Source organism: Streptomyces sp. NRRL F-6492, from assembly GCF_001280125.1.
In the GTDB taxonomy this organism is placed as follows: domain Bacteria; phylum Actinomycetota; class Actinomycetes; order Streptomycetales; family Streptomycetaceae; genus Streptomyces.
In genome coordinates, this window is the sequence record NZ_LGEG01000024.1 from 1 (window position 1) to 18,908 (window position 18,908).

Annotated in this window: 19 protein-coding genes and 1 rRNA gene; 16 read left to right on the forward strand and 4 right to left on the reverse strand. The window is 73.0% G+C overall.

From position 1 onward, the window contains the following. The 9 genes from rrf to ADL08_RS04260 form a co-directional block, all read left to right on the forward strand. Positions 1 to 95, forward strand: a 5S ribosomal RNA gene (rrf, locus tag ADL08_RS04225); the annotation flags it as partial. A gap of 67 nt (positions 96 to 162) precedes the next feature. Next, positions 163 to 810, forward strand: a complete 648-nt coding sequence (locus tag ADL08_RS04230; protein ID WP_053640669.1) for an HAD family hydrolase — start codon at positions 163 to 165, stop codon at positions 808 to 810. A gap of 43 nt (positions 811 to 853) precedes the next feature. After that, positions 854 to 2,056, forward strand: a complete 1,203-nt coding sequence (locus ADL08_RS04235) for an MFS transporter (protein WP_053640670.1) — start codon at positions 854 to 856, stop codon at positions 2,054 to 2,056. After that, complete coding sequence (locus ADL08_RS04240; protein WP_053640671.1) at positions 2,025 to 3,200, forward strand: acetoin utilization protein AcuC; 1,176 nt, start codon at positions 2,025 to 2,027, stop codon at positions 3,198 to 3,200. The genes ADL08_RS04235 and ADL08_RS04240 overlap by 32 nt, the downstream gene beginning before the upstream one ends. A gap of 103 nt (positions 3,201 to 3,303) precedes the next feature. Further along, positions 3,304 to 4,119: a phosphatase gene (locus ADL08_RS04245; RefSeq protein ID WP_053640672.1), complete on the forward strand. Its 816-nt coding sequence runs from the start codon at positions 3,304 to 3,306 to the stop codon at positions 4,117 to 4,119. Between the two features lie 127 nt (positions 4,120 to 4,246). Continuing rightward, positions 4,247 to 4,456 (forward strand): helix-turn-helix domain-containing protein, encoded by a 210-nt coding sequence (locus ADL08_RS04250; RefSeq protein ID WP_030219271.1) that lies wholly within the window; start codon positions 4,247 to 4,249, stop codon positions 4,454 to 4,456. Positions 4,457 to 4,650: 194 nt separating this feature from the next. Further along, positions 4,651 to 4,749 carry a 30S ribosomal protein bS22 gene (locus ADL08_RS35095; protein ID WP_003948845.1) on the forward strand — a complete coding sequence of 33 codons (99 nt, stop codon included), beginning with the start codon at positions 4,651 to 4,653 and terminating at the stop codon, positions 4,747 to 4,749. A gap of 205 nt (positions 4,750 to 4,954) precedes the next feature. After that, positions 4,955 to 6,022, forward strand: coding sequence for an NAD-dependent epimerase/dehydratase family protein (locus ADL08_RS04255; protein ID WP_053640673.1), 1,068 nt, complete (start codon positions 4,955 to 4,957; stop codon positions 6,020 to 6,022). A 15-nt stretch (positions 6,023 to 6,037) separates the two neighbouring features. Next, positions 6,038 to 7,066, forward strand: coding sequence for a lysophospholipid acyltransferase family protein (locus tag ADL08_RS04260; protein ID WP_053640674.1), 1,029 nt, complete (start codon positions 6,038 to 6,040; stop codon positions 7,064 to 7,066). Positions 7,067 to 7,145: 79 nt separating this feature from the next. Here the strand turns inward: ADL08_RS04260 and ADL08_RS04265 are convergent, their stop codons facing one another. The 3 genes from ADL08_RS04265 to ADL08_RS04275 all read right to left on the reverse strand — a co-directional run bounded on the left by ADL08_RS04265 (position 7,146) and on the right by ADL08_RS04275 (position 10,950). Then, positions 7,146 to 8,402: a DUF5667 domain-containing protein gene (locus tag ADL08_RS04265; protein ID WP_053640675.1), complete on the reverse strand. Its 1,257-nt coding sequence runs from the start codon at positions 8,400 to 8,402 to the stop codon at positions 7,146 to 7,148. A 395-nt stretch (positions 8,403 to 8,797) separates the two neighbouring features. After that, positions 8,798 to 9,583, reverse strand: a complete 786-nt coding sequence (locus tag ADL08_RS04270) for an ECF subfamily RNA polymerase sigma factor, BldN family (RefSeq protein WP_053640676.1) — start codon at positions 9,581 to 9,583, stop codon at positions 8,798 to 8,800. 425 nt (positions 9,584 to 10,008) lie between these two features. After that, positions 10,009 to 10,950: an HAD family hydrolase gene (locus ADL08_RS04275; protein WP_053640677.1), complete on the reverse strand. Its 942-nt coding sequence runs from the start codon at positions 10,948 to 10,950 to the stop codon at positions 10,009 to 10,011. A 199-nt stretch (positions 10,951 to 11,149) separates the two neighbouring features. Between ADL08_RS04275 and ADL08_RS04280 the strand changes: the two genes are divergently transcribed. From ADL08_RS04280 to ADL08_RS04310, 7 genes are all read left to right on the forward strand, one after another. After that, positions 11,150 to 11,428, forward strand: a complete 279-nt coding sequence (locus tag ADL08_RS04280; protein WP_053640678.1) for a glutaredoxin family protein — start codon at positions 11,150 to 11,152, stop codon at positions 11,426 to 11,428. 272 nt (positions 11,429 to 11,700) lie between these two features. Next, on the forward strand, positions 11,701 to 12,489 hold the full coding sequence (locus ADL08_RS04285; RefSeq protein ID WP_053640679.1) for a redox-sensing transcriptional repressor Rex: 789 nt from the start codon (positions 11,701 to 11,703) through the stop codon (positions 12,487 to 12,489). Then, positions 12,486 to 13,841, forward strand: coding sequence for a glutamyl-tRNA reductase (locus ADL08_RS04290; RefSeq protein ID WP_053640680.1), 1,356 nt, complete (start codon positions 12,486 to 12,488; stop codon positions 13,839 to 13,841). The genes ADL08_RS04285 and ADL08_RS04290 overlap by 4 nt, the downstream gene beginning before the upstream one ends. Further along, entirely contained in the window at positions 13,838 to 14,824 is a 987-nt protein-coding gene (gene hemC, locus ADL08_RS04295) for a hydroxymethylbilane synthase (protein WP_053640681.1), read from the forward strand. The genes ADL08_RS04290 and hemC overlap by 4 nt, the downstream gene beginning before the upstream one ends. Beyond that, positions 14,821 to 16,491: a uroporphyrinogen-III synthase gene (locus ADL08_RS04300; RefSeq protein WP_053640682.1), complete on the forward strand. Its 1,671-nt coding sequence runs from the start codon at positions 14,821 to 14,823 to the stop codon at positions 16,489 to 16,491. The genes hemC and ADL08_RS04300 overlap by 4 nt, the downstream gene beginning before the upstream one ends. Positions 16,492 to 16,614: 123 nt before the next feature. Then, positions 16,615 to 17,616 (forward strand): porphobilinogen synthase, encoded by a 1,002-nt coding sequence (gene hemB, locus ADL08_RS04305; protein ID WP_078967972.1) that lies wholly within the window; start codon positions 16,615 to 16,617, stop codon positions 17,614 to 17,616. A 95-nt stretch (positions 17,617 to 17,711) separates the two neighbouring features. After that, positions 17,712 to 17,981, forward strand: coding sequence for a DUF1876 domain-containing protein (locus tag ADL08_RS04310; protein WP_053640757.1), 270 nt, complete (start codon positions 17,712 to 17,714; stop codon positions 17,979 to 17,981). A 159-nt stretch (positions 17,982 to 18,140) separates the two neighbouring features. Here the strand turns inward: ADL08_RS04310 and ADL08_RS04315 are convergent, their stop codons facing one another. After that, positions 18,141 to 18,887, reverse strand: a complete 747-nt coding sequence (locus tag ADL08_RS04315) for a DUF4232 domain-containing protein (RefSeq protein WP_053640684.1) — start codon at positions 18,885 to 18,887, stop codon at positions 18,141 to 18,143. Positions 18,888 to 18,908: the final 21 nt, after the last annotated feature.

Below are 18,908 nucleotides of genomic sequence, written 5' to 3' on the forward strand. Positions count from 1 at the left end.
AAACGCCCGGTTACATTCCGAACCCGGAAGCTAAGCCTTTCAGCGCCGATGGTACTGCAGGGGGGACCCTGTGGGAGAGTAGGACACCGCCGAACAATTTTTAGCCTCAACCCCCGGACATTGTCCGGGGGTTGAGGCATTTTTGCGTTCTAGGCTTGTGCCATGCGATACGACTTGGTCATCTTCGACAACGACGGTGTGCTGGTGGACAGCGAGCCGATCTCCAACACCCTGTTGGCCGGCTATCTGACGGAGCTCGGGCACCCCACCTCCTACGAGGACTCGCTGCGGGACTACATGGGGTCCGCCATGCACCGCGTTCACGACCTGGTCGAGGAGCGGACCGGGCAGCGGTTGCCCGTGGACTTCGACGACGTCTTCCACGCGCGCGTCTTCGCCGCGTTCCGGGCGGAGTTGGAGCCCGTGCCCGGGGCCGAGGACGTGCTGAAGCGGCTCGTCGGGGCCGGGGTCCCGTACTGCGTGGCCTCCTCGGGGAGTCACGAGCGGATCGGGGTCGGGCACCGGAAGACCGGGCTCGACGCCTGGTTCCGGGACGGGAACGTCTTCAGCTCCGAGGACGTCGGCCGGGGCAAGCCGGCGCCGGACCTGTTCCTGTACGCCGCCGCGCGGATGGGCGTCGAGCCCGGGCGGTGCGTCGTCGTCGAGGACAGCCCGCTCGGCGTGCGGGCCGCCCTGGCCGCGGGGATGGACGTGTACGGGTTCACCGCGATGACGCCCGAGGAGAAGCTCGCCGGGGCCCGTGGGTTCTTCCGGAGGATGGACGAGCTGCCCGCGATTTTGGGTCTCTGATCCATCTACCCAGGGGTAGGTTCCGGCCGTACGCTGTGCCGCCATGACGGATACGCGGTTGCGGCGTGGGCGGGGATCCCTGGCGGTCGGCTTCTTCGTGCAGGGGGTCACCTTCGCCCTGCTCGTGACCCGGATACCCGCGATCCAGGACCGGTACGGGATATCCGACGCGCTGCTCCCCGCCTTCCTGGCGGCCGTGCCGATCCTCGCCGGAGTGGCGAGCGTGACGACCGAGAAGGTCGTCGCCCGGGTGGGGCCGGCCGTGGTGCTGCGGTGGGCGCAGCCCTTCGTGCTCCTGTCCCTGCTCGGCGTGGGGGCCGGTACGGAGCTGTGGGAGGCGGCCGTCGCCCTCGGGCTCTTCGGGGTCGCCGTGGGCGCCCTGGACGCGTCCATGAACATGCTGGGCGTGAGCCTCCAGCGGGCGTACGGGCGGAGCATCATGCTCGGCTTCCACGCCTCGTACAGCCTCGGCGGGATCGTGGGGGCCTCGCTCGCCTGGGTGGGGGCGCACTGGCACCTGTCGCTGTTCACGTCCTATCTGCCGGTCGTGGCCGTCCTGTTGCCCCTCGCGCTCGTCGGCAGCCGGTGGTACGCGGCCGGTGGTGACGGACCCGCAGCGCAGGAGGGCGCGGAGAAGGGGAGCGGCGGGGTCGCGTTCAAGCTGCTGCTGCCGCTCTGCCTCGTCATGACCTTCGCGTACATCGGGGACTCCACGGTCGCCAACTGGAGCGCCAAGTACCTCCAGGACGTGCTCGGCAGCTCCGAGGAGCTGGCGACCGTGCCGTACAACGCGTACATGGTGACGACGCTCCTCGGGCGGGCCGTCGGGGACTTCGGGGTGCGCCGGCTCGGGGCCGCGGCGGTCGTGCGCGGCGGGGCCGTGCTCGCGGCGCTCGGGTTCGGGCTCGTCGCGGTGGCGCCGGGCGCCTGGGCGGGGATCGCCGCGTTCACGCTGCTCGGGCTCGGGCTCAGCGTGATCGTGCCGCAGACCTTCGCCGCCGCCGGGCGGCTCTTCCCCGGGAACAGCGACGCGGCCGTCGCCCGGCTGAACGTCTTCAACTACGTCGGGTTCCTGATCGGGTCGCCGCTCGTGGGGGCGCTCGGGGACGCGTGGAGCTACCGGGGCGCCATGCTGGTGCCGATGGTGCTCGTCCTGGTGACGGTGGCGTACGCCACGTCGTTCGGCCCGCGAGGGGCCCGATACGGTGGCGGGCATGAGCGGCCGCGCACTGTTGATGTGGGATGAAGCTGTCACGCAGTACGACTTCGGGTCCGAGCATCCGATGGATCCGGTACGGCTCGCGCTGACGATGTCGCTGGTGCGGGCCTACGGGCTCGACCGGGCGGTCGACGTGGTCGCGGCGAAGCCGGCCGGGGACTCGACGCTGCGGCTCGTGCACCGCGAGGACTACGTGACGGCCGTGCGGGCGGCCTCGGCCGACCCGCGCCGCGCCGACCAGGCGTACGGGCTCGGCACGGTCGACGATCCGGCGTTCGCCGGGATGCACGAGGTGTCGGCGCTGATCGCCGGGCAGTCGGTGGGGGCGGCGGAGGCCGTGTGGCGCGGGGAGGCCGCGCACGCGGTGAACTTCTCCGGCGGGCTGCACCACGCGATGCCCGGGGCGGCCGCGGGCTTCTGCATCTACAACGACGCCTCGCTCGCCATCGCCCGGCTCCTCGAACTGGGCGCGGAGCGGGTGGCGTACGTGGATGTGGACGTGCACCACGGGGACGGGGTGCAGGCGGCGTTCTGGGAGGACCCGCGGGTCCTGACGGTCTCGCTGCACGAGCATCCGAGGACGCTGTTCCCGCAGACCGGCTGGCCGGAGGAGACCGGCGCGCCGGGGGCCGGCGAGGGCGGGGCCGTGAACGTGGCGCTGCCGGCCGGGACCGGGGACGCGGGATGGCTGCGGGCCTTCCACGCGGTCGTGCCGGAGCTGATCGCCGACTTCCGGCCGCAGGTCCTCGTGACGCAGCACGGGGCGGACACGCACTTCGAGGACCCGCTCGCCCACCTGGCGGTCTCCCTCGACGCCCAGCGGGCGGTGCAGGAGGCCTGCCACGAGCTGGCGCACGAGCACGCCGGGGGCAAGTGGCTGGCGCTCGGCGGCGGCGGGTACGCGGTGGTGGACGTCGTACCCCGGTCGTGGACGCACCTGGTGGGGATCGCGGCGCACGCGCCCGTGGACCCGGAGTCGGTGATCCCCTCGTCCTGGCGGGACGAGGTGTACGCGCGGACGAGGCAGTTGGGGCCCGCGCGGATGACGGACGGGCGGTGGCCGGTGGACTTCCGGGACTGGGCCGGGGGGTACGACCCGGCGGACCGGCTCGACCAGGCGGTGATCGCGACCCGCAAGGCGGCCTTCCCGCTGCGGGGGCTGCTGGCCTAGCCGGCCTTCGGCCCCGGGAACGCCCTGCCGGAAGTTACGCCGACGGTGGGGCGTCCGGCAGGTTCGCGTCCCCCGGCGCGCGCGTTCCGGCAGCATCGGAAGGGTGTTGAGTACCGGGGAGCTGCGGGCGCATCTGTTGGCGGCGGGGTTGGCGGGCGCGGTGGCGACCCCGCGGGAGGAGAACCTGCGGAGCTACCGGCTCTTCGCCGCGCGCGATCCCCGGGTGCTGCTCGGGCTCGACCCGGTGCGGGCGTGGGACGAGGCCGCGCTGCTGCGGCTCATGGCCGACCGGTGCGGGGTGTCGGGGGACCCGGGGCACCGGTCGGGGCCGGACGCCATCGACCCGGAGCGGACGGTGCGGGGGCTCGACGCCTTCGCGGCGCGGCTCGGCGCGGCGGCGGCCCGGCGGGTTCCGGTGCTCCTGGGGACGGGGCATCCGCACCGGTTGCTCGGTTTCTACGCCGCTCTCGCAGACGCCTTGTCGGCGGCGGGATGTCTTGTCCTCACCCCGGCGCAGGGGAGATGTGTCGACATGACGACCCGGTTCGGCGTACGCACGTACCTCCTCGACTACGCACGGGGGGTGGCGTTCGTGCGGGAACCCGGACCGCCCGGCGGCGGGCGCGCACCGGGGGCGCACTGTCATTCGCCGCTGCCGGTCAGGGCCGCCCTGGAGAGCGCGGCCGACTCCGGCGGGCCGCTTCCGGAGCTGGTGGTCGGGGACCACGGATGGGTCTGCGGAGCAGGTCAGCTGGGTATCGAGGCCATCGGGCTCGCCGATACGGACGATCCCGCGCTGTTCGTCGGGGAGGCGGAGGGGCAGGTGTCGGCCGTGGTTCCGCTCGACGACGGGGTGCGCTCCGCCTCGTACCTCCCGCTGACGCGCTATGTACTCAATCGCGCGTGTCTGTCACGGTAAACGGCCGGTGGCAGCTCCTCTTCCCCACTCGTACCACCCGCCCCTACTCTGGATCGTGAGCGCTCGGCGACGAAGAGTCACCGGAGGGGAAGCCGGTGGGCGTCGCGGCGGAAGGTACAGGTGGGTCATGGCTGCTGGCGATCGACCTCTCAACGAGGTCAAGTTTCTGACCGTGGCGGAAGTCGCCTCGGTGATGCGCGTCTCGAAGATGACCGTGTACCGCTTGGTGCACAGCGGTCATCTGCCGGCGATCCGGGTGGGCAGGTCCTTCCGGGTGCCGGAACAGGCGGTGCACGAGTACCTCCGGGAGTCCTACGTGGGGGTGGGGACCGCGTAGCGAGCGCGCGGCACGGCGCCGGGAGAAGCCCGGGAGGACCCCGGGCGGCCCCCGGGTGATCCGGACATCGCCCTCGGATTACGAGCGAGGTGCTCGGGACGGTAGGCTAGGCCGACGTAGGTCGTGTGGGCCCAGACGCCCCGCACCGATTCCCGCCGAGGCGGGAATGTTCCGAGAAGTGAGCGAGGGTAGTCGTGGGCTCTGTTATCAAGAAGCGGCGCAAGCGGATGGCGAAGAAGAAGCACCGCAAGCTGCTCAAGCGCACGCGCGTTCAGCGTCGCAACAAGAAGTAAGGCGACAGCTGCACCGCAGCATTCAGTGCGTCGGGCGTGGCCCTTCACCGTTCGCGGTGGAGGGCCACGCTTTTATTGCAACGAAATCTGGAAGCGCTACGGTGGCGACCAGCGGAACCTAAGGAACCGGTCGGACCGACGGAACCGGCGGGACCGGCAGAAGCAGCGGAAGCGATCCCCGGAAGACGGACGGAAGGCGCTGATCTTGGGCAAGGTCGTGCTCGTCACCGGTGCCGCCCGGCACCTCGGCGGCCGCTTCGTGCGGCGGATCCAGCGGGACCCCGAGGTGGAGCGGGTGATCGCGGTGGACGCGGTCGACCCGGCGCACCAGCTCGGCGCCGCCGACTTCGTACGGGTGGACATCCGCCGCCCCGAGATCGCGAAGGTCCTCGTCGAGCACGACGTCGACACGGTGGTCCACCTGGACGTCACCGGGACGGCCCTCGGCGGGGGCGGCCGGACGTCGGTCAAGGAGACCAACGTCATCGGCACCATGCAGCTCCTCGGCGCCTGCCAGAAGTCGCCGCGGATCGCGCGCCTCGTCGTCAAGTCCAGTACGAGCGTGTACGGCTCCGCGCCGCGCGACCCGGCCGTCTTCACCGAGACGACGCCCGCGAAGGCGCTGCCGAGCGGGGGCTTCGCGAAGGACGCCGTCGAGGTCGAGGGATACGTACGGGGCTTCGCCCGGCGCCGCCCGGACGTGGCCGTGTGCGTGCTGAGGTTCGCGAACATCCTGGGGCCCCGGATCGACTCCCCGCTGACCGAGTACCTGGCGCTGCCGGTCCTGCCGACCGTCCTCGGCTACGACCCCCGGCTCCAGTTCGTCCACGAGGACGACGTGACCGACGTCCTGCGCCTGGCGGCGCACGAGCCGCGCAGGGCCACCCAGAACAGCGGCACCTTCAACGTGGCCGGGGACGGGGTGCTGCTCCTCTCCCAGTGCGCGCGGCGGCTCGGCCGGCCGACGGTGCCGGTGCTGCTCCCGGCGGTCACCTGGGTGGGGACGGCGCTGCGCACGGTCGGCATCACCGACTTCGCGCCCGAGCAGATCCGGCTGCTCACGCACGGCAGGGTCGTCTCGACGGTCCACACGCGCGAGGTCTTCGGCTTCTCGCCCCGGCACACGACGGCGGAGGCCTTCGCGGACTTCGCCCGCGGCCGGGGGCGGGGGCTGCTGCCGCCCGAGGCGCTGGCCGGGGCGGTGGACCGGCTCGCCGGGCACCTCGCTCCTTCTTCTCCTTCCGGAACTCCCACAGTTCACGACGGCGCCTGAGGAGGCCCGACTGCGATGGCGGACGCCAAGGTCATTCCCTTCGACGACGACCGCTCACGGGCCCGTCGCAGGCCCGCCCGGGCCGACGGCGAGGAGGCGGCCGTACGGGCCCTGCCGGGGCCCCAGGAGCCGGAACTCCCCGCCGTCCGGGCGGTGGAGGAGCAGCCGGCCGCGCCCGTCGCCCCGGAGCCGCCGGAGGCCGGGGGCGGCTGGGAGCGGCGGCTCGCGGGCGGGCTGGCGTTCCTGCGGCGGCGGATCACCGGCGAGTACGAGGTCGACGAGTTCGGCTACGACGAGGAGCTCACCGACCAGGTCCTGATGTCGCTGCTGCGCCCGCTGTACGAGAAGTACTTCCGGGTGGAGGTGAAGGGCGTCGAGAACATCCCCGACAAGGGCGGGGCGCTGATCGTCGCCAACCACTCGGGGACGCTGCCGCTGGACGGCCTGATGATGCAGGTCGCCGTCCACGACCACCATCCGGCGGGGCGGCACCTGCGGCTGCTGGCCGCGGACCTGGTCTTCGTGCTGCCGGTCGTCAACGAGCTGGCGCGCAAGGCGGGGCACACCCTGGCGTGCGCGGAGGACGCGGAGCGGCTGCTGCGGGCCGGCGAGATCGTCGGGGTGATGCCGGAGGGCTTCAAGGGGATCGGGAAGCCCTTCGGGGAGCGGTACAAGCTCCAGCGGTTCGGGCGGGGCGGGTTCGTCTCGACGGCGCTGCGGGCCGGGGTGCCGATCGTGCCCTGCTCGATCGTGGGCGCGGAGGAGATATACCCGATGGTCGGGAACGCGAGGACCCTGGCGCGGGTGCTCGGCCTGCCGTACTTCCCGCTGACCCCGACCTTCCCGTGGCTGGGGCCGCTGGGGGCGCTGCCGCTGCCGACGAAGTGGACGATCCAGTTCGGGGAGCCGATCCAGACGGACTCCTACGCGCCGGAGGCGGCGGAGGACCCGATGCTGATGTTCAACCTGACGGACCAGGTGCGGGAGCAGATCCAGCACACGCTCTACAAGCTGCTGGTGCAGCGGCGTTCGGTGTTCTTCTGAGCCGTGCCCGGTCCCCGTGGCCGGGGGCGGGGCAGGAAGAAGGGGCGTCCCCCGTCCGTGGGGGCGCCCCTTCTCCTTGCTAGCGAGCGTCCTCGCTGTCGATGCCGAGGCCCGGAAGCAGGCCCGGCAGGATGGGCGGGATGGTGACGTCGGGGACGTCGGGTGCCGGCTGGTCCGCCGCCGGCGGGGACGTCGGCGTCCCGGTCGGGGAGGGCTTGAGCAGTCCGCCGCTGCCGCCGCCGATGAGGCCGTCGTCCTGCGGCGGTGCGGTGGTGCCGCCGTCCGTGCCGGGACTCGTGCCCGTGCCGCCGGGGCCCGACGGGCGGGGCGCGGTGGACGGGCCGCCCGAGGACGGCGTCTCCCGGCCGGCCGGCGGACGCCGGGTCACGGTCTCGCGGGCGTCCTGCGGCGCGCTGGGCGTGCTGCGGGGGCCCTCGGTGCCGACCGCGCCCTTCTCGGGGGTGCGGGGGAGCACCGACTGGAGCGGCTCGACCTCTTCGTCTATGGCGTCGAAGACGTGCGTGACCTCGCTGCCGACGTCCGCGAGCTGTACGGGGAGCCGGTCGCGCAGGCCGTCCCAGGTGTCCCGGTGGGCCTGGGCGAAGGAGTTGAGCCGGGCCATCGGGGCGATGGCGCCGTCCCGCTCGTACGCCTGGCGGAGCAGCCGGTGGCCCTCGGCGGCGTCGTGCTTCATCCCGCCCAGGACGCGGCGGATCTCGGCGAGCGACTCGTGGTCGAGGTCGCCCGCGCGGCCGCGCTCCATGAGGCGGCGGGCCTCGCTGAGGCGGGTGGAGGCCTGGTCGAGGTAGATGCCGCCGCGGTCCGCGTCGTCGTCCGCCATGCCCAGCTTGATGTCCTCCATCCCGCGCTTCAGCCCGTAGAGCGAGTCACCGGGAAGCGCGTCGGAGCTGGCGGCGGCCACTCCGCCGAAGGCGCCCGCGGCCACACCGACCGTGAGGCCGCCGGCGGCGAGCCCCTTGGACCAGCGGGAACGGGGGCGCAGCTTCCGGAGCGAGGACGCCCGGTGGGCTCCCTTGCCGGTGGACGTCCGCTGCTCCGGCACCGTGGGGCCCGCGGCCGCGGTCCCCTCCATGAGCATCGCTTCCATGGCGGCGACCATCCGGGCCCGGTGCACCACCTTGACCTCGGGATCCAGCTGCGGCTTGGGCAGCTCACCGAGTCCGTTCGCCAAGGCCAGGAGCCGTCCCTGCGGTGCAGGTTCGGCCGGTTCGGCCGGGGTCTCGGGCTGCTCGGCCGCAGCGCCCTCGGACGCCCGTTCCTCCAGGGCCTGGGCGAAGGCGTTCGCCCGCCGGTGCGCCGATACGTTCGCGATCACTGGCGGCACCTCCTCTCGTCATGACGGTCGACTCCCCGGGGTGTCCGGAGGGTTGCACACCTTGAGCGCGACCACACGAAAGAGTGAGTGGCCGCGGGCATGGCGTGACCTCGGGGAGCCTGCATCCCGCACAACGAGCGGCGCGGCACTTGGGTTACGCGCGAGAGATGATCGGACCAGTGCGTCACTGAGGCGTCACCGACTGTGAGTTGGACGGGGGTCGTGGGGACGTGTGGGGGGAGTGAGGGGAATGGGGGAGAAGGAGGGACGGCCGCGGACCGGGGCGCGTGGGGGGCGCCGGGCGGTCGGCGGGGGGCGTCCGGTCGGCGCGCGCCGCCGGTTCGGCGGGCATCGCCGGTTCGGCGGACGCCACCGGGCCGGCGGGCGCCGCCGCGTCAGCGGGCGTCGTCCGGAAGGAGGCGGGCCAGGGTGCGGACCGCCCGGTACTGGAGGGTCTTGATCGCCCCCTCGTTCTTCCCCATGACGCGAGCGGTCTCGGCGACCGAGAGGCCCTGGAGGAAGCGCAGGGTCACGCACTCCTGCTGCTGGGGGTTGAGGCGGCGGACCGCGTCGAGGAGGGCGGCGTTGGAGAGGGACTCCAGGACGGAGTCCTCCGGGCTGCGTTCCACCTCGTTGGCGTCGAGCATCTCGCCGGTGGTGACCTCCAGGCGGAACCGGCTGGACTTGAAGTGGTCGGCGACCAGGTTCCGGGCGATGGTGACGAGCCAGGCGCCGAAGTCGCGGCCCTGCCAGGTGAAGGTGGAGATCCGGCGCAGGGCGCGCAGGAACGTCTCGCTGGTGAGGTCCTCCGCCGTCGCCTTCCCGCCGACGCGGTAGTAGATGTAGCGGTAGACCGTGTCGCTGTACTGGTCGTACAGGCGGCCGAAGGCCTCGGCCTCGCCCGCCTGGGCGCGCTCGACGAGGTCCATCATGCGGGCGCTGTCGCTGTCCGCGGTGGGACGGCGGGCGGGGGCCGAGGCTCCGGAACGGGCGCCGCGTCTGCCCACGGCGGCGCTGCCGTCGGCCAGGGCGTAGCAAGGTCCGACGGGTGCCGGTGCGGCGAAGGCGAAGGCGGGGACGGGGCCGGCGTACGCGGTGGGGACGAAGCCGCGCAAGTGGTCGAGGACCGTTGCGCGCAGCGTAGCCAGGCCCGAGGTGTCAACCCCGACGTGTGGGTACACGGGACTCCCAGAGGCAGAGCTTCCATCACGTGCAGTGCGGGACCGTTCACCCGTCGTAGCGACGTGAGGGGTCCTTTGTGCGTCTGAGGAGAATAACGCTTCGTACAGGCAGCGCTACACCCAGTTGCAGAAATCGCCGGTTCCGTCGTATCTGTTACTGCTTGCAGTCGGATCAAGGTCCAGTTGGTGACTGGTTGTTGATCGGTCTGCTTTCGAATGTGATCACGTGCACGTTGCGTTGTGCTCAAGTGAGAGATGCGCGAGTGATCCGGGCCGCTGCGGGGTAAGGGCCCGGGAATGCCCGGGAGTCGACCTGTGCGGTGCTGTTCGACCACGGACGGGTGAGGGCGCCCGGTCCGGGGTTGTCGCAGATGATCGCAGCCGAAACGTATCGGCAGCTCAGGGGCGGCGGAGGGCGCCCGGAGTCAGTGGCGGCGGCGGTGCAGGGCGACCGCGGCGGCCGTGCCGCCGGCCAGCGCGCCCAGGCCCGCGGCGGCGGGGATGCCGACCTTGGCGGCCTTGCGCCCGGTCCGGTAGTCGCGCAGCCGCCACTCCCGGTCCTTGGCGTGCCTGCGGAGCTTGGTGTCCGGGTTGATCGCGTACGGGTGCCCGACGAGCGAGAGCATCGGGATGTCGTTGTGCGAGTCGCTGTACGCGGCGCAGCGGCCCAGGTCGAGGCCCTCCGCGCCGGCGAGGGCCCGCACCGCCTCGGCCTTGGCCGGTCCGTGCAGGGGCTCGCCGACCAGCCTGCCGGTGTAGACGCCGTCGACGGACTCGGCGACCGTGCCGAGCGCGCCGGTCAGGCCGAGCCGGCGGGCGATGATCGTGGCCGTCTCGACCGGGGCGGCCGTGACGAGCCACACCTTCTGGCCCGCGTCCAGGTGCGCCTGGGCGAGGCCGCGGGTCCCGGGCCAGATCCGGTCGGCCATGTACTCGTCGTAGATCTCCTCGCCGATGCTCATCAGTTCGGAGACGCGGTGGCCCTTGACGATGGACAGGGCGCTTTCGCGGGCGTCCTGCATGTGCTCGGGGTCCTCGACGCCGGCGAGCCGGAACCAGGCCTGCTGCCAGGCGAAGCGGGCGAGCTCGCGGCGCTGGAAGAACTTCCGCTTGTACAGGCCGCGGCCGAAGTGGAAGATCGCGGCGCCCTGCATCACGGTGTTGTCGAGGTCGAAGAAGGCGGCCGCCCGCACGTCGCCGACGACCGGGAAATCGGGCTCGGCGGGGGGGACGGCCGAGGCCTCCTCCCGCTCCCGTTCCAGCTGGAGCGAGGTCTTGCGCGCTGCCTCGGCAGCGGCCTCGCCTGCGAGGACGCTGCGCGCGGTGGCGGAGCGCCTACGAGGGGTGAGCCATCCCAGAGCGGCCATGCCGTGAGCATAGCCAGTCTGTTCGGTACTTCCCGACTTGTGACGATGCCGCGGCGTGAACAGTGCGGGGCCCTCCTGTCGATCGGGTCACGTCCGGGCGCGTCCGTCCGGGGGCGCCGGTCCGTCCGGGTGCCGGGACCTCCGCGCGCCGGGCCGTCCGCGCGCCGGGCCGTCCGGGGTTCCGTCGCGGCGGGACAGAATGGGCGCCATGTTCGGACGGAAGAAGAAGGCGGACGCCGGGGCGCGGACCGTGACCCTGATCGGCAGGCCGGGCTGCCACCTCTGCGACGACGCGAGGGCGGTGGTCGAGGCCGTGTGCGCGGAGACGGGGGCCTCCTGGGAGGAGAAGGACATCACCCGCGACGAGGAGCTGTACCGGGCGTACTGGGAGCAGGTTCCCGTCGTCCTGGTCGACGGGGAGCAGCACACCTTCTGGCGTGTGGACGCCGACCGGCTCCGGCGCGAACTGGGCGCATGACCGGAACCCGGTTACCATCATGGACGTTTTGTTGGGTTTCGGGGGCGTCACCGTGAGGAGAGTGTGCGGCTTTGCCCCCTTCGGGTTCTCAACGCGTCGCGCTCCTCCGCGGTTCCACGGCAACGGGAACCGGCCGCGTGACCCCGGTCACTTTGGCCGGACAAAACGGACACCATCTTTGTGCACGCGTTCACAAAGACATAGCCTGCATTCGACGGGGCGGTCTTGGGACATACGGCCGCCTGCAGCCCCGCTCATCCCGCAGGAGCACCGTGGCAACTGGCCGAACTCACCGACCGGCGACCCGTAGCCGAGGAATTCCCGAGGCCACCGTCGCCCGGCTTCCGCTGTATCTGCGCGCGCTGACCGCGCTCTCGGAGCGCTCCGTACCCACGGTCTCCTCCGAGGAGCTCGCGGCCGCGGCGGGCGTCAACTCCGCGAAGCTGCGCAAGGACTTCAGCTACCTCGGCTCCTACGGCACCCGCGGGGTCGGCTACGACGTCGAGTACCTCGTCTACCAGATCTCCCGCGAGCTGGGCCTCACCCAGGACTGGCCCGTCGTCATCGTCGGCATCGGCAACCTCGGAGCCGCGCTCGCCGGTTACGGCGGCTTCGCCTCGCGCGGCTTCCGCGTCGCCGCGCTGATCGACGCCGACCCCGCCATGACCGGCAGGCCCGTCGCCGGCATCCCCGTCCAGCACAGCGACGACCTCGAGCGGATCATCGAGGAGGACGGCGTCTCCATCGGCGTCATCGCCACCCCGGCCGGCGTCGCCCAGCAGGTCTGCGACCGCCTCGTGGCCGCCGGCGTCACCTCCATCCTGAACTTCGCCCCGACCGTCCTCTCCGTGCCCGACGGCGTCGACGTGCGCAAGGTCGACCTCTCCATCGAGCTCCAGATCCTCGCCTTCCACGAGCAGCGCAAGGCCGGCGAGGACGCCGGGGCCGACGGCGACGCGGAGCACACCCCCGCCGCCGCACCGCCCGCCCCCCGCGGCACCACCGGCGGCGGCACCCGCAAGGGACCCGACGGGGACGTCCCCGCCGTGATGCCGGCATGAGCCTCCTCGTCGTCGGACTCAGCCACCGCAGCGCCCCCGTATCCATCCTGGAGCGGGCCTCCCTGCCGGCGGACACCCGCACCAAGCTCCTCCAGGACACCCTCGCCGCCGAACCGGCCACCGAGGGCACCGTCCTGGCCACCTGCAACCGCATCGAGCTCTACGCCGACGTCGACAAGTTCCACGCCGGCGTCGCCGAGCTGTCCACGCTCCTCGCCCAGCACAGCGGCGTCGGCCTGGACGAGCTCACCCCCTACCTCTACGTGCACTACGAGGACCGGGCCGTCCACCACCTCTTCTCGGTGGCCTGCGGTCTGGACTCCATGGTCGTCGGCGAGGGCCAGATCCTCGGCCAGATCAAGGACGCCCTCGCCCTCGGCCAGGACCTCCACACCGCGGGACGCCTCCTCAACGACCTCTTCCAGCAGGCCCTGCGGGTCGGCAAGCGCGCCCACAGCGAGACCGGCATCGACCGGGCCGGACAGTCGCTCGTCACCTTCGGCCTGGAACAGCTCGCCGACGGCGAGGACGTCGAGACCTGGGCCAAGGGCAAGAAGGCCCTCGTCATCGGCGCCGGCTCGATGTCCTCCCTGGCCGCCGCCACCCTCGCCCGCGCCGGCGTCGCCGAGATCGTCGTCGCCAACCGCACCCTCGCCCGCGCCGAGCGGCTCGCCCGGATCCTGAGCGAGCCCGGCGGCACGGGAGTCGCCGCACGCGCGGCCGAGATGGTTGCCGTCGGCGACGAACTGGACCGCGCCGACATCGTCGTCTCCTGTACCGGCGCCACCGGACTCGTCCTCACCGGCGACGGCGTCGCGACCGCCGTACGGGACCGCGAGGCCCCCCTCGCCCTGCTCGACCTCGCCATGCCCCGCGACATCGACGCCGCCGCCCACCGCGTCCCCGGCGTCCGGCTCGTCGACATCGAGTCGCTCGCCGAGGCCTCCGCCGACGCGCCCATGGCCGCCGACGTCGACCAGGTCCGGGCCATCGTCTCCGACGAGGTCGCCGCCTTCGGCGCCGCCCAGCGCGCCGCCCACATCACCCCCACCGTCGTCGCCCTGCGCGCCATGGCCGCCGACGTCGTGACCACCGAGGTCGCACGCCTCGAAGGCCGCCTCCCCGGCCTCGACGAGAAGCAGCGCGCCGAGATCACCCAGACCGTGCGCCGCGTGGTCGACAAGCTCCTGCACGCGCCGACCGTGCGGGTCAAGCAGCTCGCCAGCGAGCCCGGCGGCGCCGGGTACGCGGACGCGCTGCGGACACTCTTCGACCTCGACCCGGAGACGGTCGCCGCCGTCAGCCGGGCCGACCTGAATGACGCCGACGTCAAGAACCGAGGGCGAGTATGACCGAGAGGGCACTGAGGCTCGGGACCAGGCGCAGCAAGCTCGCCATGGCCCAGTCCGGGCACGTGGCCGAAGCCGTACGGCAGCTGACCGGCCGGCCCGTCGAGCTCGTGGAGATCACGACGTACGGGGACACCTCCCGCGAGCACCTCGCGCAGATCGGCGGCACCGGCGTCTTCGTCGCCGCCCTGCGCGACGCGCTGCTCGCCGGCGAGGTGGACTTCGCCGTCCACTCGCTGAAGGACCTGCCGACCACTCCGCACCCCGACCTGGTCGTGGCCGCGATCCCCCGCCGCGAGGACCCCCGCGACGTACTGATCGCCCCCGCCGGCATCACGCTGGACCGGCTGCCCGCGGGCGCCCGGGTCGGCACCGGCTCGCCGCGCCGCATGGCCCAGCTCCACGCCTACGCGCGCAGCCACGGCCTGGAGATCACCTGCGTCCCGATCCGGGGCAACATCGACACCCGGGTCGGCTACGTCCGCGGCGGAGAGCTCGACGCGGTGGTCCTCGCCGCGGCCGGACTCAACCGCATCGGCGGCACCGAGGAGCTCACCGGCTCCCTGAGCGCCGACCGCCTCCCGGTCGACGTCGTGCTGCCCGCCCCCGGCCAGGGGGCCCTCGCCGTCGAGTGTCCGGCGTCCGACGCCGGACTCGTCGCCGCGCTCGCCGCTCTCGACGACCCGCACACGCGGGCCGCCGTGACCGCCGAGCGTTCCCTGCTCGCCGCCCTGGAGGCCGGCTGTTCCGCACCCGTGGGTGCGCTCGCCGACCTGCTGGCCGACGACCCCGGTCACGGGCAGGCTGTCACCGAAATGCGCCTGCGCGGCGTCGTCGGCACCACCGACGGCTCGACGCTGGTGCAGCTGTCCACCACCGGACCCGTACCCACCTCGCACGACGAGGCCATGGCGCTCGGACGCGTACTCGCGGACGAGATGCTCGCCAAGGGTGCGGCCGGTCTTATGGGGGAGCGAGCACTTTGAACCCCACCAGCCCGACCACCAGCCCCCTGTCCCCGCCCTTCGCGGGCCACGGACACGTCACGTTCCTCGGCGCGGGACCGGGTGACCCCGGACTCCTGACCCTCAGGGCCGTCGAGGCCCTCGCGGGGGCGGACGTCCTGATCGCCGAGCCGGAGGTCCTCGACGTCGTCCGCGGCCATGCGCGCGCGGGGGTGAGCACGCCGGAGCTGGCGGTCGTCGACGAGGCGTCAACAGCCGCCGGAGTCCCCGTGTTGAGGGACGCGGCCAATCTTGTCATGGAGGCCGCGAGGGGCGGCAGGCGGGTCGTCCGCGCGGTGACCGGCGACCCCGGCCTCGACGGCAACGCCGGAGCCGAGATGCTCGCCTGCGCCGCCGAGGGCATCCCCTTCGAGATCGTCCCCGGCGTCGCCACCGCCGTCGGCGTCCCCGCCTACGCCGGCGTCCCGCTGCGCGACGCCCGGGGCACCGACGTGCGCTTCGTCGACGCCCGCAGCGCCGACGAGCGGTGCTGGGCCGAGGTCGGCGCCTCCGACGGCACCGTCGTCGTCTCCACCACCCTCGACTCGGTGGCCGCCGCCGCCGGCGAGCTGGTGGCGGCCGGCCGCAAGCCGGACACCCCGCTTACCGTCACGATCGCCGGCACGACCACCCGCCAGCGGACCTGGAACGCCACCCTCGGCACCATCGCCCAGGTCTTCAAGCAGGGCAAGGTCCTCCCCTCGCCCGAGGGCCACCGGCCGGTCATAGCCGTGGTCGGCGAGCGCAGCGCCCCGGCGCAGCGGGACCAGCTGTCGTGGTTCGAGTCCAAGCCGCTCTTCGGCTGGCGGGTCCTCGTGCCGCGCACCAAGGAGCAGGCCGCCTCGCTCTCCGACCAGCTGCGCTCGTACGGCGCCGTGCCGCACGAGGTCCCGACGATCGCCGTCGAACCGCCGCGCACCCCGCAGCAGATGGAGCGCGCGGTCAAGGGCCTGGTCACCGGCCGCTACGAGTGGATCGCCTTCACCTCCGTCAACGCCGTCAAGGCCGTGCGCGAGAAGTTCGAGGAGTACGGCCTCGACGCCCGCGCCTTCGCCGGGATCAAGGTCGCCGCGGTGGGCGAGCAGACGGCCGCCGCGCTCGTCGACTTCGGCGTCAAGCCCGATCTGGTGCCCAGCGGCGAGCAGTCCGCCGCCGGACTCCTGGAGGACTGGCCGCCGTACGACCCGGTCTTCGACCCGATCGACCGCGTCTTCCTGCCGCGCGCCGACATCGCGACCGAGACCCTGGTCGCGGGCCTCATCGAGCTCGGGTGGGAGGTCGACGACGTCACCGCCTACCGGACCGTACGGGCCTCGCCGCCGCCGGCCGACACCCGCGAGGCGATCAAGGGCGGCGGCTTCGACGCGGTCCTCTTCACCTCGTCGTCGACCGTGCGGAACCTGGTCGGCATCGCCGGCAAGCCGCACAACGTGACGGTCATCGCCTGCATCGGCCCCGCCACCGCCAAGACGGCGGAGGAGCACGGCCTGCGGGTCGACGTCCTGTCGCCGGAGCCGTCCGTCCACAAGCTGGCCGAGGCCCTCGCGGACTTCGGCACGCGGCGGCGGGAGTCCGCCCTGGAGGCGGGCGACCCGGTCACGCGGCCGAGCGAGCGGCGGCCGGGCGCGAGACGGCGCCGGACGACGTAAGCGGTTCTCCGGGGTGCGGGTCCCTTTCCAGGGGCCCGCACCCTTCGCGTTGTGCGGGAGGGGCTTTTCGCGGCAACACCCTGTCGGCAAGTGCACCGGGCGCGCGGGCGTAGCCTCGACCGTATGAACTCGTACGGATCCTTTCCCGGGGCGCGCCCGCGGCGGCTGCGGACGACGCCCGCCATGCGGCGGATGGTGGCCGAGACGCGGCTGCATCCCGCCGACCTGATCCTGCCCGCGTTCGTGCGCGAGGGGATCACCGAGCCCGTGCCGATTGGGGCGATGCCCGGGGTCGTGCAGCACACGCGCGACACCCTGCGGAAGGCCGCCGTGGAGGCGCTGGAGGCCGGGGTCTCCGGGATCATGCTCTTCGGCGTGCCCGAGGACGCGAAGAAGGACGCCGCCGGCACCGCCGGGACCGACCCCGACGGGATCCTCCAGGTCGCGATCCGGGACGTGCGGGCCGAGGTCGGCGACGACCTCGTGATCATGTCCGACCTGTGCCTCGACGAGTTCACCGACCACGGCCACTGCGGCGTCCTCGACGCCGAAGGGCGGGTCGACAACGACGCCACGCTGGAGCGCTACGCCGAGATGGCCCAGGTCCAGGCCGACGCCGGCGTCCACGTCGTCGGCCCCTCCGGGATGATGGACGGCCAGGTCGGCGTGGTCCGCGACGCCCTGGACACCATCGGCAAGGAGGACGTCGCGATCCTCGCGTACACCGCGAAGTACTCCTCCGCCTTCTACGGCCCCTTCCGCGAGGCCGTCGGCTCCTCCCTCAAGGGCGACCGCAAGACCTACCAGCAGGACCCGGCCAACCTCCGCGAGTCGATGCGCGAGCTGGCGCTCGACCTGGAGGAGGGCGCGGACATGGTCATGGTCAAGCCCGCCGGCCCGTACCTCGACGTCCTCGCCGAGGTCGCCGCCGCCGTGGACGTGCCCGTCGCCGCGTACCAGATCAGCGGCGAGTACGCGATGGTCGAGGCCGCCGCCGAGAAGGGCTGGATCGACCGCGACAAGGCGATCCTGGAGACCCTCACCGGCATCCGCCGGGCCGGCGCGCAGCTGATCCTGACGTACTGGGCGACCGAGGTCGCGCGGAAGCTCGGCCGCGGCGCCTGACCGACCCGGGCCCGCCTCCTGGCTGGTGGGGGGCCGTCGACCGGCGCACCCTGGAGGAGTAGCCGACAGGTACCTCGCCGGAGGTGGTCCTCATGATGCACACGCTGGTCGGATGGCACGTGGAGATGGAGTTCCGGGAGGAGGGCGACCGGACGCGGGCCGCGGCCATGGTCCGGCTGGGCGACGGCACCGAGTTCCGGGCCCACGGCACCGCGAACCGGCACCCCTCCGACCCGGACCAGCTGCGGGTCGGCGAGGAGATCGCCGGCGCGCGCGCCCTGATGGACCTCGCCTCGCAGCTCCTCCAGAAGGCCCACACGGAGATCGACGAGGTGTCCGGACGCACCTCCCACGGCATCCGGTGACGACACGGCGGCACGCCGCGGCCCGGGGGACGGGACGCGGCGCGCCGGAGACGGTTCGCGGGACCGGAAGGCCGGTCGGGGGGTCGATCGGAAGGCCGGTCGGAAGGCTGACCGGAAGGCCGGTCGGAAGGCCGGTCGGAAGGTCGGTCAGAAGGTCGGTCAGAAGGCCAGGGCGTCCTCCATCGAGTTCTGCCAGTACGTGACCCGGGTGGTGCTGTCCGTGTACGTGCCGGCCGGCAGCTTCAGGACCGCCGGGCCCCCGGCCGAACCCGAGCCGTCGCGCGGGGCGAACCACACGGTCAGGGACTTCGACGTCCGGCCGTGCTTCCCGCTGCCGTCGGCCGCCGACAGGATCATGGCCGCGTACGCGCTCTCGCCCGGGAACAGCGTGACGACCGCCTGCGGCTTGCTGCCCTGGTCCACCGCGACCGCCGCCTGCCCGTCGTCGAGGCGCAGCACCGGGGCGTAGTAGGCGCTGCACGCCGTGCGGCCGGTGTTGGTGACGGTGAGCAGCGCGTGGTTGAGCGGACGGCTGACCGGGCTGTAGACGACCCGCACGGCCGACGCGTCGCACGGCCGGTCCGCCGTGTCCTTTCCGCCGCCGCCTTCGCCCTTGCCCTTGCTGCCGCCGTTCCCGCCGTTTCCGCCGGGGGCGGGAGTGGAGCCGGGAGAGCCCTGCGGGGAGGTGCTGGTGTTGCCGGAGGAGTCCGGGGCCGTGGACGTGGGCGCCGGGGTGGGCGTCGGTGCCGACGTCGTCGGAGCGGTGGTGGTCGGCGCGGTCGTGGTCGTGGACGAGGCCCGGCCCTCGTCCCTCGTCCCGCCCGCCGAGCCCTGGCAGGCGGTGAGGGAGAGGGCGGCGGCGGTGACGGCCGCCGCGGCGGCGACGCGGATGCGGTGCGTACGCATGGTGGTGGAACCCCCGTGGGT

Coding starts and splice junctions, on each gene's coding strand:
- ADL08_RS04230 (WP_053640669.1), top strand. CDS start 163: ATGCGATACGACTTGGTCATCTTCGACAACGACGGTGTGCTGGTGGAC.
- ADL08_RS04235 (WP_053640670.1), top strand. CDS start 854: ATGACGGATACGCGGTTGCGGCGTGGGCGGGGATCCCTGGCGGTCGGC.
- ADL08_RS04240 (WP_053640671.1), top strand. CDS start 2,025: ATGAGCGGCCGCGCACTGTTGATGTGGGATGAAGCTGTCACGCAGTAC.
- ADL08_RS04250 (WP_030219271.1), top strand. CDS start 4,247: ATGGCTGCTGGCGATCGACCTCTCAACGAGGTCAAGTTTCTGACCGTG.
- ADL08_RS04260 (WP_053640674.1), top strand. CDS start 6,038: ATGGCGGACGCCAAGGTCATTCCCTTCGACGACGACCGCTCACGGGCC.
- ADL08_RS04275 (WP_053640677.1), bottom strand. CDS start 10,950: ATGGCCGCTCTGGGATGGCTCACCCCTCGTAGGCGCTCCGCCACCGCG.
- ADL08_RS04280 (WP_053640678.1), top strand. CDS start 11,150: ATGGGCGCCATGTTCGGACGGAAGAAGAAGGCGGACGCCGGGGCGCGG.
- ADL08_RS04290 (WP_053640680.1), top strand. CDS start 12,486: ATGAGCCTCCTCGTCGTCGGACTCAGCCACCGCAGCGCCCCCGTATCC.
- hemC (WP_053640681.1), top strand. CDS start 13,838: ATGACCGAGAGGGCACTGAGGCTCGGGACCAGGCGCAGCAAGCTCGCC.
- hemB (WP_078967972.1), top strand. CDS start 16,615: ATGAACTCGTACGGATCCTTTCCCGGGGCGCGCCCGCGGCGGCTGCGG.
- ADL08_RS04310 (WP_053640757.1), top strand. CDS start 17,712: ATGCACACGCTGGTCGGATGGCACGTGGAGATGGAGTTCCGGGAGGAG.
- ADL08_RS04315 (WP_053640684.1), bottom strand. CDS start 18,887: ATGCGTACGCACCGCATCCGCGTCGCCGCCGCGGCGGCCGTCACCGCC.